This is a genomic window from Burkholderia sp. FL-7-2-10-S1-D7 (assembly GCF_001524185.1).
GTDB lineage: Bacteria > Pseudomonadota > Gammaproteobacteria > Burkholderiales > Burkholderiaceae > Burkholderia > Burkholderia diffusa.
In genome coordinates, this window is the sequence record NZ_LOWY01000100.1 from 245,780 (window position 1) to 260,120 (window position 14,341).

Genomic DNA, 14,341 nt, shown 5'->3' on the forward strand with positions numbered 1-14,341 from the left:
GCCGGGATGAAGGGCAGTATCGCGGTTCGGCGGCCATCGCGGCAGTGGCGCGATCGACAAGTTCCGGTAACATCGCGCCATGCACAATCATCTCGTCGTCGCGCTCGCCTACGATCGCCTCTGCACCTTCGAATTCGGCTGCGTGGTCGAACTGTTCGCGCTCGAACGCCCGGAACTCGGCGTCGACTGGTATCGCTTCGCCGTCTGCGCGAGCGAGCCCGGCCCCGTGCGCGCGGCGGGCGGCATCACGGTCGCCGCGCCGTACCGGCTCGCGATGCTCGATCGCGCGGACACCATCGTGATTCCCGGCTGGCGCGATCCGGACGAACCGCCGCCGGAACCGCTGCTGAAGAAGCTGCGTGCCGCGCATCGCCGCGGCGCGCGGCTCTGTTCGATCTGCTCGGGCGTGTTCGTGCTCGCGGCGGCTGGCGTGCTGGACGGGCTCACCGTCACGACGCACTGGCGCTACGCCGAGCGCCTGCAGGCGCGCTATCCGGCGCTGCGCGTGAATCCCGACGCGCTGTACGTCGACGAACGGCAGATCGTCACGTCGGCCGGCTCGGCGGCGGGGCTCGACATGCTGCTGCATCTCGTGCGCCGCGACCACGGCGGCGCGATTGCGAACCGGGTCGCGCAGCGCCTCGTGCTGCCGCCGCATCGCGACGGCGGCCAGGCGCAGTTCGTGCCGCGACCGGTCGCCCCGGGCGGCAGCGACCGGCTCGCGAAGCTGATCGACTGGATGCGCGCGCATGCGGCCGAGCCGCACACGCTCGCGTCGCTGGCCGCGCAGGCGGCGATGAGCACGCGCACGCTGCAGCGGCAGTTCGCGGACGCGACGGGGATGTCGCCGCTCGCGTGGCTGATCCGCGAGCGCGTGAACGTCGCGAAGGACATGCTCGAAGCGCATCCCGGGATGTCGCTCGCGCAGATTGCCGCGCGCGCGGGGTTCGGTTCCGAGGAGTCGTTGCGCCGGCACTTCCGGCGCGTCGCGGCGACGAGCCCTGCCGCGTACCGGCGCGGGATGGATCGCGGCGTGAGGCCCACGGACGCGTGAGCGTCGCGCCTTGCTTCGCCACATCAGCGCCCGGTCGCCGTTCACTTCCTGCTGACTTCGAGCGCGCGTAAGATGGCGGTCGCCGTGCGGCGATCCGGTTCACGCGCGCCGCGCTTCCTGCGCCGCTGCAACCAGCCGCCATTCATCCATCACAACGACAAGGACAATCGCCATGGGCCTGCTGGGAAAGCTGTTCGGAAAGAAACCGCGTGATGAAGCGGCGACGCCCGCGCCTTCCGCGAACGACGCACCCGACGCATCCGAAGGCGCGGACGATCAGAACGGCCCCGACATCGCGCCCGAGCTCGCGCCCGCGCTGAAGGCATTCCAGGCCGGCCGGCACGAAGCCGCGATCGCGGCCGCCGCGCCGCATGCGGAGCGGCTGGCCGATGCGGCGCGCCTGTGCGCGCTGTCGTACTCGGCGATGGAGCGTTATCCGGAAGCGTTTCCGTACTGGCTTGCGCTGTTCGACCGCGAGCCGAGCGCGCACAACGCGGTGCAGCTCGCGACGACGTCGGTGATGTGCGGCGAAGTGGAGCGCGGCGAAGCGTGGATGCAAAAGGCCGCCGAGGTCAATCACGACACGCACGAGCAGTCCGACGTCGCCGCGCGCGTGAACTTCATTTCCGCGCTGATGCAAAGTGGCCACCAGCGCGAGGCACTGCCGCATCTCGCGTGGGTGCGCGACGTGTACGGCCACGTGCGCATCACCGATTCGACCTTCCTCTACATGCGCGGCATTCCGTTTTTTACGTCGTTCCTCGAGAACAGTCTCGACATCCTGAAGGCCACGCAGCCGGCCGATGCGATCGCGCCGTGGTACGGCGAACTGAAAGGCAAGCTCGACGAAGAAGGCGAAGCGCAGCTCGCCGAGTGGGTCGGTCGCTTGCCGGCATGACCGGCGAGTCGTCACGCATCGCGACGCCGGCCGCGTTCTGCCGGCGCGGCGTCGCGGCGCGCATGCTCAGCGCGTGTTGGTGTCGCGCGCGGTTTTCTTGATGCACGCGATCCGGTACACGCCGTCCTCGACTTCGACGCCATGCGTGTCGTGCGTGAAGCCGGGGAAGCGCAGGTCGTATTGCTCGAGCGCCTTCAGGTAGCCGAGCAGCGGGCCGTCGGCGGGCCCTGCGTTCTCGCCGGGCATCAGCAGCGGAATGCCGGGCGGGTAGGGCACGACGCCTGTCGCGACGGTGCGGCCTTCCATCTCCGACAGCTCCAGCATCTCGATGTCGTTGTGCACGAGATGCTCGAACGCCTCGGCCGGGCTGAAGTCGGGCTGCGGCAGCGTCGAGAAGCCGCGCGACATCATCTCGGTCGTCTTCAGGTCGCTCATCGCGCTGAACATCAGGTCGCACAGATCGCGCAGGCCGAGCTTGCCGTAGCGGTCCGGATAGCGCGCGACGAGTTCCGGCAGCGCCTGTTCGAGCGGCGCGTTCGCGTCGTAGTCGCGCTTGAAGTCGAGCAGCGTGTTGACGAGCGTGCCCCACTTGCCCTTCGTCACGCCGAGCGAGAACAGGAACAGGATCGTGAAGTCGGTCGTCTTCTCGACGACGATCCCGTGCCGGTCCAGATACGCGGTGACGACCGACGCCGGAATGCCGACCGGCATCAGGCCGCCGTGCGGCGCGACGCCCGGCGTGACGATCGACACCTTGATCGGATCGAGCATGCAGTAGTCGTCCTCGATCTCGCCGAAGCCGTGCCACGTCTCGCCCGGATGCAGCACCCAGCACGACGGATCGGTGGCGAGCAGCGTTTCGTCCGCTTCATGGAACGGCACGCGCCGGCCCGTCTTGCGATCGACCACGGTGTCCGGCTGCCAGCCGTTGAAGAACCAGTCGTCGTTCTCCTCGCATTCCGCATGCAGCCGCGCGAGCATCCGGCGGAACGACACGGCCTCGCGGATCGCGTCGGTCGTCAGCGCCTCGCCGCCGGGGCCGTCCATCATCGCGGCGCTTACGTCGTTCGACGCGATGATCGCGTAGTTCGGCGACGTCGACGCATGCATCATGTATGCCTCGTTGAAGCGTGCATGCTCGATCGGATTGCGGCCGTCGCGGACGTGGATGAACGACGCCTGCGACAGCGCGGCGAGCAGCTTGTGCGTCGACTGCGTCGCGAACACGGTCGGCTTGCTTGCGTCGTGCTGCGACGGATCGCCGTGCATCGCGTGACGATCGCGGTAGATCGGGTTGAAGCGCGCATAGCCGTACCACGCTTCATCGAAATGCAATCGGTCGACGCTCTGGCCGAGCAGTTCCTCGACGCGCGCGACGTTGTAGCAGAGGCCGTCGTACGTCGAGTTCGTGATCAGTGCATGCACGGGCGTCGGATCGATGCCGTCGCGCCCGCGCACCAGCGGGTTCGCGTCGATCGCGAGACGCACGGCGGCGGCCGTGAGCCGTTCCGGCATGATCGGCCCGATGATCCCGTAATGGTTGCGTGACGGGATCAGGTAGGTCGGAATCGCACCGGACATCGTCATCGCGTGCTCGGCCGACTTGTGGCAGTTGCGGTCGCACAGCGCGACCTGGTTGCGCGTGACGCTCGCCATCAGGATCACGCGGTTCGACATCGACGAACCGTTCGTCACGTGATACGTGCGGTGCGCGCCGAACACGCGCGCCGCGTAGCGTTCGCTTTCGCCGATCGGACCGGAGTGGTCGAGCAGCGAGCCGAGTTCGCCGACCGAGATCGACAGGTCCGAGCGGAACAGCGCCTCGCCGAAGAATTCGAAGTACGCGCGGCCGACCGGCGATTTCAAGAACGCGGTGCCGCCCGTGTGGCCCGGCGTGTGCCACGAGTATTCGTACACGCGCGAGAACTGCGCGAGCGCGCGGAACATCGGCGGCAGCACGGTTTCGCGGTAGCGTTCGATCGCGGCGACGATCCGCCCGCCGATGAACGCGGTGGTGTCTTCCAGCATCCAGATGAAGTCGTCGGCCTTGCGCATCGCGTCGACGGGAATCGCGGCTGCGCTCGCGCGGCTCGCGAGCAGGAACACCGGCACCGTCGCATTGCGCGCGCGCATCGCGTCGAGCACGGCCTGGGCGGGCGCATGGGCGGGATCGTTGCCGAGCTCCCAGTTGAGCAGCAGGCACTGGATCGCGGGATCGGCGTCGACCACCGCGCGCGCGTCGTCGGCGGAGGTCGCGATCACGACGTCGACGAGCCGCGTGCGCAATTCTTCGACGAGCGCGGTGGCCGCGCGTCCGGTGGCGGTGCGTTCGTCGATGTCGTGCTGCACGAGCAGCGCCTTCATGCCGAGGCGACGGAACGCCGGTTGGGTCAAGGAAGCGGTCATGGGTCATTCCCCCGTTTGCTGGGTTGCCTGGACGCCCGCGGCCGGCGAGCGTGCGTGAAGGATGTCGGCCGTGTGTCGGCCCACGGAGATCCAGAAGGTCGCGACGAGCGCGGCGATGGTGATGCCGAGCGCGAGGTAGCGCACCCAGCGCGGCGAGCGGCCGCCCGGATGGATGTGGGTTTCCTCGATTTCGCGCTGACGGTTGATCGACAGCTCGTAGAACACGATCGTCGCGATCACGAAGATCAGCGACCAGCGCGTCTGCTGGCCGTCGGAGCCGACCATCGCCCACAGCGCGTAGACGGCGCCGATCAGGCCGACGATCGTGTAGAAGGTGAACTGGTGCGACGGCATCTTGCCGTAGCCGAGCACCTTGATCGCGATGCACGAGTAGATGTATGGCAGGAGCGTCATGATCACGGCGATCGACGCGATCTTGCCGAACTGCTCGCTCGCGCTCGGCGACATCGTCGCGAGCACCTGCACCGACATGATGACCGCGACGATCGCAAGGCCGGCCGACGGCACGTTCTTCGAGTTGACGCGGGCGAACACGCCGGCGAACAGACCGTCGTCGGCCGCGGCCTTCGCGGTCTGGCCGACCAGCAGCGTCCAGCCCGCGAGCGAGCCGAGGCAGCCGAGCGCCGCGCAGATCGCGACCGCGTTCGCGGCGGTGTCGCCGAGCGCGAGGCGCGCGGCATCCGCGAACGGCGCGCTCGACGCGAGCAGTGCCTTGTTCGGGATCATCCCCATGATCACGGTCGAGCTGAGCACGTAGCAGACGGCCGCGAGCACGACGCCGCCGACGGTCGCGATCGGCACGTTGCGCGACGGGTTTTCGACGACACCGGCCGACACCGACGCGCTCTCGACGCCGATGAACGCCCACAGCGTGAAGTTCAAGGTCGCGCCGATCGCGCCGAAGCTGCTCGTACCCGACACGTTCCAGCCGGCGAAGTAGACGTCCTTGCTGAACCAGAACCAGCCGAACACGGCCATCCCGAGGATCGGCACGAGCGCGAAGATCGTCGTGACCGACTGCACGCGGCCGACCACGTTCGGTCCGAGAATGTTCGCGTAGGTGAACAACCAGATCACGAAGATCTGCGCGAGCGCGAATACCAGCGGGTCGCGCAGCATCGGGAAGAAGTGCGTGAGATAGCCGAGGCCGGCGACCGCCAGGCCGACGTTGCCGAGCACGTTCGCGAGCCAGTAGATCAGATTGGTCTGGTAGCCGATGTACGGGCCGAACGACTTGCGCGCATACGCATACGGACCGCCGGCGGCCGGGTCGATTGCCGCGAGCTTCGCGAACACCAGCGCGAGCGACACGGCGCCGACGACGGTGATCAGCCAGCCGAAGATCGCGATGCCGCCGGTGGCGGCGAGGTTCGCGGGCAGCATGAAGACGCCGGAGCCCATCATGTTGCCCGCCACCATCAGCGTGGCGGGGATGACGCCGATTTTCGGCGAGGCGGTCGCGGCTGGCGCGACGGTGGAGCGGGAGGGGGACGAGCTGGCATCGGACATGCGAGGCTCCTTGAATGATCGTGATGCGGTTGAGGTGGCGCGGCCCGGCGCCAGTCGACGATTCCGGAATGGTCCGTCGTTTTATTGAACGACAGCATCTTATCTCTTAATTGAATTCGAGTAAGAGTAAACGATGTAATTTAATATCTTGAATATTGATGATCATCATTGATGAAGGTGAAATGTCATGGTGCGACCCGATGGGGGTGCATGGCCCCGCGCGGCGGGCTTGAGCCGGCTCCGGTCATGTTCGCGGGCGAGGTGTCGTGAAAATTGAACGGATAATTGTTTTTTGCCGAACTGGTTAATTCAATTTATGGGCTGAATGACTCGGGAAGTCCTGATTGAATTGGTCGGTTATTATCGAGCGCTCGAAATGCGCTCGCCGGCGCCCGTGATTGTTTATACCGAACGGTGATTCCGATGACGATGCCGCCTTCCCGCAGGCGGTTTGAGCGGGCGCGCCAGGCGCTGCGGGAAACGGGCCCGAACGGACCCCTGAATACGGCCGCGGAAAGCACCCCTGGGGCGGGGCATCGGCGTATCATCCGGTTTTTCGTCAGCCCTATCCAGGCACCCCACCATGACCTCCGTCGACACTACCCCCGTCCTCGACCATGACAAGCTCGTTACCTTCGTCGAGCGCAAGTGGAACGATGAAATTCTCCACGCACTGACCGACTACATCGCGATCCCGGCGAAGAGCCCCGCGTTCGACCCCGACTGGGCGAAGCGCGGGTATCTCGAGCGGGTCGTCACCGATGCCGCGCAGTGGGCCGAACGCCAGCCGGTGAAAGGCCTGAAGCTCGAGATCGTGCGCTTGCCCGGCCGCACGCCGGTGATCTTCTTCGAAACGCCTGCGACGCGCTCGGGCAGCACCGACACGATCCTGCTGTACGGCCACCTCGACAAGCAGCCCGAATTCGACGGCTGGCGCGCGGACCTCGGCCCGTGGACACCGAAGTACGAGAACGGCAAGCTGTACGGCCGCGGCGGCGCGGACGACGGCTATGCGATCTACGCGAGCCTCGCGGCGCTCGGCGCGCTCGACGAGCAGGGCGTCGAACGGCCGCGCTGCGTCGGCCTGATCGAGACCTGCGAGGAGTCGGGCAGCTACGACCTGCTGCCGTACGTCGACGCGCTGCGCGACCGGCTCGGCCAGGTGTCGCTCGTCGTGTGCCTCGATTCGGGCGCGGGCAACTACGACCAGATGTGGCTCACGACGTCGCTGCGCGGGCTGGTGTCCGGCGACCTGCAGGTCGAGGTGCTCGAGGAAGGCGTGCACTCCGGCGTCTTCGGCGGCATCGCGCCGTCGAGCTTCCGCGTGATGCGCCAGCTGTTCGAGCGCCTGGAAGATGCGAAGAACGGCAACCTGCTGCCGGGCGTGTTCCATTGCGAGATTCCCGACAGCCGCGTGCGCGAAGCCGACACGGCCGCCGCGATCCTCGGCGACGCCGTGTGGAAGGGGCTGCCGTGGGCATGCGGCGCGGACGGCAAGCCGGTGCTGCCGACCACGACCGATCCGCGCGAGGCGCTGCTGAATTCGACGTGGCGTCCGTCGCTGTCCGTGACGGGCGCGGCCGGTCTGCCGGCGCTCGCCGACGCGGGCAACGTGCTGCGTCCGCGCACCGCGTTCAAGCTGTCGCTGCGCCTGCCGCCGCTCGTCGACGCCGCACAGGCCGTGCAGCAGCTGAAGGAACTGCTCGAACTCGATCCGCCGTACAACGCGAAGGTCACGTTCAAGCCGGACGCGGGCGCCGCGACCGGCTGGAGCGCGCCGGATCTCGCGCCGTGGCTCGCGTCGTCGCTCGACGCCGCGTCGCGTCGCCACTTCGGCGCGGACTGCGCGTACATGGGTCTCGGCGGCACGATCCCGCTGATGAACGTGCTGCAGGCCGGCTTCCCGTCCGCGCAGTTCATGGTGTGCGGCGTGCTCGGGCCGAAGTCGAATGCGCACGGCCCGAACGAGTTCCTGCACGTGCCGTACGCGAAGAAGCTGACCGCGGCGGTGGCGGACGTGATCGCGTCCGCGCGCTGAGCGTTCGCGCTGCCCGACCCGAACGGATTCGACCGGATTCACCCGGATTCATCCCGACCTCACGGAGCCTTGCCGATGACCGCGCTGCCGACTTCCGATACCGACCCGCTGAGCATGCGCGCCGAACCGCTGCATGCATTCGTCGCGGCACTCTGGGAGCGGGCCGGCAGCAGCGAGCGTGAGGCGCGGCTCGTTGCCGATCACCTGGTCGGCGCGAATCTGGCGGGGCACGATTCGCACGGGATCGGGATGATCCCGAACTACGTGGCGTCGTGGCGGGAAGGGCAACTGCAATTGAACGGGCACGCGTCGATCGTTCGCGACGGCGGCGCGGTGCTGACGATCGACGGCGGGCGCGGCTTCGGCCAGGTGATCGCGTTCGAGGCGATGGTCGAAGGGATCGAGCGCGCGCGACGCATGGGCATCTGCGCGATCGGGCTGCGCGACGTCCATCACCTCGGCCGCATCGGGCACTGGGCCGAGCAGTGCGCGCGCTCGGGGCTCGTGTCGTTCCATTTCGTCAACGTGCCGGGTGACCTGCTTGTCGCGCCGCTGCACGGCACTGATCCGCGTTTCGGCACGAATCCGTTCTGCGCCGCGTATCCGCGCGCGGGCCGGCCGCCGCTGCTGCTCGATTTCGCGACGAGCGCGATCGCGTATGGCAAGACGCGGGTGGCATACAACCAGGGCAAGCGCGTGCCGGCCGGGTCGCTGATCGATCATCGCGGCCGGCCGACCGACGATCCGGCAGTCATGCACGAGCAGCCGTTCGGCTCGCTGCTGCCGTTCGGACTGCACAAGGGTTATGCGCTGGCGGCGATGTGCGAGATCTTCGGCGGCGCGCTGGTCGGCGGGCATACGACCTACGGCGGCACGCTGCAGAAGACGAGCGCGATCGTCAACGGGATGCTGTCGGTGCTGATCGATCCGAACGCGTTCGACGCGGCCGATGCGGAGCGTGAAGCCGATGCGTTCGTCGAATGGGCGAAGGCGTCGCCGCGGGCGGGCGACGCGCCGGTGCGGATGCCCGGCGAGCCGGAGGAGGCGAGCCGCGCCGCGCGCGGCGCGGACGGCATTCCGGTCGATCGTGCGACGTGGCGGCAGATCCGCGAGAGCGCGGCGGCCGTGGGCTTCGACGACGCGGAACTCGACGTGTGGACGCAGCGCTGCATGGGGCTCGCATGAGCTGGCAATCGGAGAAGGCGCACGGCGAGGAGATCGCGTATCGGCTCGCGCCGCTCGGTAACGTACAGGTCGTGCGGTTCTTCAGCGGCGCCGCGATGCGGCTCGACGGCGTGATGTTCGGCTTCATGTCGCGCGGGTCGCTGTTCCTGCGCGTCGACGACGTGAACCGTCCCGCGTTCGTCGCGGCGGGGATGGGGCCGTTCTCGTATGAGCGTCCCACGCGCACCGTTGCACTCGATGGCTATTACGAAACGCCGGCCGACGTGCTCGAGGACACGGGCGCGCTGTTCGACTGGTGTCGCGGCGCGTATCGCGCGGCGCTGCTGGCCGGGGCGCCGAAGCGCAAGGCACGGCCGAAGTCGAAGCCGGCGCCGAAACCGGAAGCGACACGCAAGCGCACCTAGCGCCGAGCGTACGGCGGCGCATTTCCTTTCCTTGCTTTCGAGCCACCGCGGGTGCACGCAAGCGCCGGGTTTGACGCACCGCATGTTCCGGCTGCTTCACAACGGCGGCCCCGGCGTTTATGATCGGCGCGATTGTGTCCATGCCCGGCGCAACCCGAGCCGGTCTCGCTGCCGGCCTCGCGAACGGCGCATCGAAAGCCGCGCGAATGATTCCCAACTCATCGTTCCAGACGGAGATAGCCGATGCTCGTCCTGATTCTCGGTTTAGCGATCTTCCTCGGTGTGCATTCGATCCGGATCGTCGCGGACGGCTGGCGATCCGCGACCATCGAGCGGATCGGCGAGAAACGCTGGAAGGGCCCCTATGCGATCGTGTCGATCGTCGGCTTCGTGCTGATCGTCTGGGGTTACGGGATTGCGCGCCAGGGCGGGACGCTGCTGTGGATGTCGCCCGTCGGCATTCGCCATCTCACCGGCATGCTGACCGCGATCGCGTTCGTGCTGATCGCCGCGTCCTACGTGCCGCGCAACCGCATCAAGACGCTCGTCGGCCATCCGATGGTGGCCGGCGTGATGGTGTGGGCGATCGCGCACCTGCTCGCGAACGGCACGCTGCACGCGGTCGTGCTGTTCGGCGCATTCTTCGTGTGGTCGCTGGTCGATTTCGTCGTGTGGCGCGCGCGCGATCGCCTCGACGGCGTCCGCTATCCGGCGGGCAGGCTGTCGGGCGATGCCGTGACGATCGTTGCCGGGCTCGTCGTATGGGCCGTCTTCGCGCTGTTCCTGCACGGCCCGCTGATCGGCGTGCGGCCGCTCGGCTGAACGCACCCGCCTGCAAGGATCGAAGCGCGGGGCGCGCAAGTTGTCGAAAGCGCCCGCGACATCGAGGCGGGCGCGTGACTCCGCCAGCGCTCGGCGCACGGCCGCTTGCCCATCGCTTGCGAATCCGTCGCGACCGACGGCGTGCGTGTCATCCGCGCGCTCGGCGCGTGTGCATCAGATCGGTTTGACGAACAGCCCGACGGTCAGCGCGGCGCCGATGCAGACGATCGCGATCCGCAGCACGCGCTCGTTCACGCGGTGCAGCGCCCACGCACCGAGCAGGCCGCCGACGATCGCGCCGCCGCCGAGCGCGATGGCCTCGCGCCAGTGCAGGTGCGGCGAGGTCAGGAACAGCACGACCGCCGACGCGTTTATCACGCCAGCGAGCGCATTCTTCGTCGACATCGCGTGACGCGGCGACAGGCCGGCCATCGTCAGCGCGGCCATCATCAGGAACCCGATGCCGCCGCCGAAGTAGCCGCCGTAGATCGCGATCAGGAATTGCGAGATCGCGGCGGTGACGGGGCCGAGATGCTGCGTGCCGGCGCCGGGCTTGCGGAAGAAGCTGCCCCATGCGAACACGACCGTCGCGAACAGCACGAGCCACGGCACGAGGTGCGAGAAGATCGACGACGGGGTTTTCAGTAGCAGCAGGCCGCCGAGCGCGCCGCCGACCACGCTGATCGCGAACAGCGCGCGAAACGACAGCTTGCCCGCGCCGCGCACCATGTTCCGGCTCGCCCAGCCCGTCGTGACCTGGCCGGGGAACAGCGCGACCGTCGACGTGATGTTCGCCGCGAGCGGCGACATCCCCGACACGATCAGCGCGGGCAGCGTGACGAACGAGCCGCCGCCCGCGAGGGCGTTCTGCAGGCCGGCCCACAGGCCGGCGATGATGATGAGGGCGAGCATCGGTGCGGGAGTGCAGAGGTGGCGGGGCGCGCGCGTACGCGCGGTGGACGCACGATGGTAATGCAGGATCGCGGCGGCGCAAAGCGGGGTGAGCGTGCAGCGTATCGGGTGCGCAGCGGGCACGGTCGATCGACGTGGGCGTTGCATCGGGTCTGCGCACCTTCACGCTTTCATGTCGTCACGGCATCACGCGCACGATCGGTGACGCGTCACGCGGTCGGCCGCGCGCCGGCTTCGTCTGCTGGCGCGTCGCCTTCGACGTCCGGATAGACGATCGTCCCGTCGTCCCGGATCGCCGCGCCGGCCGTGAGGCGCGCGGGCTCCACGCGATTCGTGCCCATGATATGCAGCACCGTTTCGCCGCGCGCAATCAGGTAATCGGACACGATGCGCCGATGACAGCGCCACCACACGGCTTCCGAACACATGATCGCGCAGCGCTGCCGGTGCCCTTGCGCGATCAGCCGGTCGAGGCCCGTTCGAAACTCGGGCGACAGCGCGTAGTCGGCGTAGCGATGGAAGCTGCGGTTCGTCCAGAAGCCGTTGACCTCGTCGGGCACGCCGCGCGACTTGCCGCGCAGTCCGCCGAGTGCCGCGATGTGCTCGTACGCGATGTCGACCGCGGCCAGCGCGGCGGGGAGCGTTGCTTCGTTGAACTGCGGATTGGTGCGCGAACGCGTCATCTTCCGGATATCGGCCAGCAGCGCGATATCGACCGCGTCGAGCATCCCGACGAACGCGTCGAGCGTGCGGTTCGAATGGCCGATCGTGTAGAACGGGAGCGTCACGTGTCGTCCTTGTCGGCAATGCGTTCGAGCACGCGCCCGCGATGCGCGGCGATGTGGTCGGTGCGATCGCTCTTGATCTTGTATTGCGGATCGTCGGGCGACGCACGGTGGCGATGGCCCTTGTAGTCGAAATCCTGCGTGTGGATCGCGATGATCGTGCCGGTCACGTAACCGGCTTCGGAATTCCAGCGGACGTGGTCGCCCGGCTTGAACGGCGTCGTCATGCGGGGAGCCTCCTTGCCTCGGTGCGGTGTCGTCGGCCGTTGCCGTACGCATTATCGGCGCCGGCCGCGCATGGAGAAAGATTCAGAGGGCGGGCGCAAGCGTCATGCCCGCAACCGGCGAGGCTTTCATTTATCTGACGATATGTACCCTCAAGTCCCCAGAACCAAATCTCACCCACCAAATTTCCGGGGGCATCCATGTCTGAATTGACCGAATCCAGAAGCGTCTGCGGCGTGCAGCCGATCATCGGTTCAATCGATTCGACTGCCGTTCACATCGAAGGATGTTCGCTACGCTGCTCGCGTACCAGTCGCACTGCACGCTCTCGAACATCCGGGGAAAACGTGCTTGCCTTCTTGTTCATGGCTCGATTCTCTCAAGAATACGCGCCTCCACCCAATTCGGTGCGGTTCAGTGCCGCTGCGCGCTGATCAGATACGAAGGTCGATCTCACCGTGACTGCCTGCCTCGCGTTGCCGAACGGCGTGCTGGGCCAGATCGCATGCAGCTTCAACACGGCGTTTCCCCGTCACGGCGGATCACGGGAACCGACGGCATCCTCGAGACGACCTTCGTCAACAGCCCGCCGCAAGCCGGGCCGCCCGAGATTCATCTGCGCCGCGGCGTTTCGTCCACGACGCCGCAGGAAACCATCGTGCTGCCGGGCGACAGCGGCCTTCTCGCGGAAACCGAGCGCTTCGTGCGCGCCGTCCGGCCCGGCCGGGAGCCGTGGAACGGCAGCACCGAAGCGGAGTCGGTCGATACGATCGCCACGCTCGAGGCGATCGCGCGCAGCATCCGTTCGGGAACCCGGGAACCCGGGAACCCGGGAACGCGTCTTGCGGGATTCACGTCCGTGCAGGCGCTGCAGGCAGCGAATCGGTTGCTCGTCTTGCTTGCGGCAACTGGCGGTGGCTTCTAGAAACGGTCGATCATCCCGAACTGAATTCCGCGCACCGACGCCCCCGGCCACGACGGCGTGAGGCCGATCACGTTCACGCCTTTCAGCGTGAACGCGGCCTGGCCACGGTTATGCAGCCAGGCCGCGCTTGCATAGAGCAGGACGCGCTTCGACAGATCGTATTCGCACGCGGCGCTGAACTGGTCGGCGTCGTTGTCGCCGCCCGATCGGTCACGCAGCCACGTGTACCCCAGCGACGTGCGAAAACGCGCGCTCACCGCATAGCGCGCGGAGGCCGACACGCCGTCGTTGTGGTAGCGGGGCGTTCCGCCGTCGCCATTGAAATACGACAGGAAGCCGGTCACCGGGCCGAATGCATAGGAGGCGCCGCCGAGGTTTGCGCGCAATGCGCCGCTGCCGTGGGTTTGCTGGTGCGCATATGAAATGCGGAGCGGGCCGTCATGCCACGAGAACGTCTCGATGTGGCCTGCCAGTCCGTTGCCGTCGCCGTCGGTTGGCGCGCGCAACGACGCCATGATCGTGGTCGAGAAGCCATGGACCTCGGGTGAAAGGTACGTGATCGCGTTGCTCTCGTACGGCGTGATCTTCGACAGATTGTCGAGGCCCGACGCGATCGTGCCAGCACCGAACGCATCGAGCTGCCCCTTGAACGGGATGTAGATCGGCGAATACTGGCGGCCGATCCGCACGGTGCCGTAGCGCGAACTGACGCCGATCCAGGCCTGGCGGTTGAACAACGTGCCGGCGACGGCCTGACTGCCGTCCGTCGAGCCGAAGCCGTTCTCGAGATCGAACAGGATCTTTACGCCGTTGCCGATATCCTCGGCGCCGCGCACGCCGATGCGCGAGCCGCGATACGCACCGGAATCCATCCGCGCGACGTAGCCGGAGCCCGGATTCGTGATTTCGATGCTCGTGTCGATCGCACCGTACAGCGTCACGCTGCTTTGTGCATGGACCACGGATGCGTGCGCGGCAATGGCCGCGGCTGCGACACCAATGCGGAGCGCGACACGTGTGCCGGCCGCCGGCCGGCGCGCTCGGCCGTTTTCCGACGCGGCATCGTGACGTCGGGGGCGGGAAGCGGGAAGGGAATGACTCATGGGCAAGGGAGGCGGGCAGCCTCGGCAGTGGGGCGACGCGTCGCGTGCGGCGTG

Annotated in this window: 13 protein-coding genes; 7 read left to right on the forward strand and 6 right to left on the reverse strand. The window is 67.6% G+C overall.

What is annotated here, in order from left to right; translation table 11 throughout:
* The first annotated feature begins 79 nt into the window (after positions 1-79).
* On the forward strand, positions 80-1,054 hold the full coding sequence (ftrA, locus tag WS75_RS29225) for a transcriptional regulator FtrA (RefSeq protein WP_059685863.1): 975 nt from the start codon (positions 80-82) through the stop codon (positions 1,052-1,054).
* Positions 1,055-1,226: 172 nt separating this feature from the next.
* The gene (locus WS75_RS29230) at positions 1,227-1,952 is read left to right on the forward strand and encodes a hypothetical protein (RefSeq protein ID WP_059685865.1); all 726 of its coding nucleotides are present in this window, start codon (positions 1,227-1,229) and stop codon (positions 1,950-1,952) included.
* A 66-nt stretch (positions 1,953-2,018) separates the two neighbouring features.
* Here the strand turns inward: WS75_RS29230 and WS75_RS29235 are convergent, their stop codons facing one another.
* The gene (locus WS75_RS29235) at positions 2,019-4,358 is read right to left on the reverse strand and encodes an Orn/Lys/Arg decarboxylase N-terminal domain-containing protein (protein WP_059685867.1); all 2,340 of its coding nucleotides are present in this window, start codon (positions 4,356-4,358) and stop codon (positions 2,019-2,021) included.
* Positions 4,359-4,361: 3 nt separating this feature from the next.
* A complete protein-coding gene (gene adiC / locus WS75_RS29240; protein WP_059685870.1) occupies positions 4,362-5,888 on the reverse strand; it encodes an arginine/agmatine antiporter in 1,527 nt (508 codons plus the stop codon).
* 583 nt (positions 5,889-6,471) lie between these two features.
* Between adiC and WS75_RS29245 the strand changes: the two genes are divergently transcribed.
* The 4 genes from WS75_RS29245 to WS75_RS29260 all read left to right on the forward strand — a co-directional run bounded on the left by WS75_RS29245 (position 6,472) and on the right by WS75_RS29260 (position 10,337).
* Positions 6,472-7,926, forward strand: coding sequence for a M20 family metallopeptidase (locus WS75_RS29245; RefSeq protein WP_059600144.1), 1,455 nt, complete (start codon positions 6,472-6,474; stop codon positions 7,924-7,926).
* A 75-nt stretch (positions 7,927-8,001) separates the two neighbouring features.
* The gene (locus WS75_RS29250) at positions 8,002-9,111 is read left to right on the forward strand and encodes a malate/lactate/ureidoglycolate dehydrogenase (protein ID WP_059685872.1); all 1,110 of its coding nucleotides are present in this window, start codon (positions 8,002-8,004) and stop codon (positions 9,109-9,111) included.
* The gene (locus WS75_RS29255; RefSeq protein WP_059685874.1) at positions 9,108-9,515 is read left to right on the forward strand and encodes a TfoX/Sxy family protein; all 408 of its coding nucleotides are present in this window, start codon (positions 9,108-9,110) and stop codon (positions 9,513-9,515) included. Before WS75_RS29250 ends, WS75_RS29255 begins: the two co-directional genes overlap by 4 nt.
* Positions 9,516-9,758: 243 nt before the next feature.
* Positions 9,759-10,337, forward strand: a complete 579-nt coding sequence (locus WS75_RS29260) for an NnrU family protein (RefSeq protein ID WP_059685876.1) — start codon at positions 9,759-9,761, stop codon at positions 10,335-10,337.
* A 174-nt stretch (positions 10,338-10,511) separates the two neighbouring features.
* Here the strand turns inward: WS75_RS29260 and WS75_RS29265 are convergent, their stop codons facing one another.
* The 3 genes from WS75_RS29265 to WS75_RS29275 form a co-directional block, all read right to left on the reverse strand.
* Complete coding sequence (locus WS75_RS29265) at positions 10,512-11,249, reverse strand: sulfite exporter TauE/SafE family protein (protein WP_059685878.1); 738 nt, start codon at positions 11,247-11,249, stop codon at positions 10,512-10,514.
* A 209-nt stretch (positions 11,250-11,458) separates the two neighbouring features.
* Entirely contained in the window at positions 11,459-12,037 is a 579-nt protein-coding gene (locus tag WS75_RS29270) for a DUF488 domain-containing protein (RefSeq protein WP_059685880.1), read from the reverse strand.
* Positions 12,034-12,261 (reverse strand): DUF2945 domain-containing protein, encoded by a 228-nt coding sequence (locus tag WS75_RS29275; RefSeq protein WP_059685882.1) that lies wholly within the window; start codon positions 12,259-12,261, stop codon positions 12,034-12,036. Before WS75_RS29275 ends, WS75_RS29270 begins: the two co-directional genes overlap by 4 nt.
* Positions 12,262-12,764: 503 nt before the next feature.
* Here WS75_RS29275 and WS75_RS29280 point away from each other — a divergent pair.
* On the forward strand, positions 12,765-13,184 hold the full coding sequence (locus WS75_RS29280; RefSeq protein WP_059685883.1) for a hypothetical protein: 420 nt from the start codon (positions 12,765-12,767) through the stop codon (positions 13,182-13,184).
* Here WS75_RS29280 and WS75_RS29285 read toward each other — a convergent pair.
* On the reverse strand, positions 13,181-14,287 hold the full coding sequence (locus WS75_RS29285) for a porin (RefSeq protein WP_082729783.1): 1,107 nt from the start codon (positions 14,285-14,287) through the stop codon (positions 13,181-13,183). The two genes, WS75_RS29280 and WS75_RS29285, sit on opposite strands and share 4 nt — an antisense overlap.
* Positions 14,288-14,341: the final 54 nt, after the last annotated feature.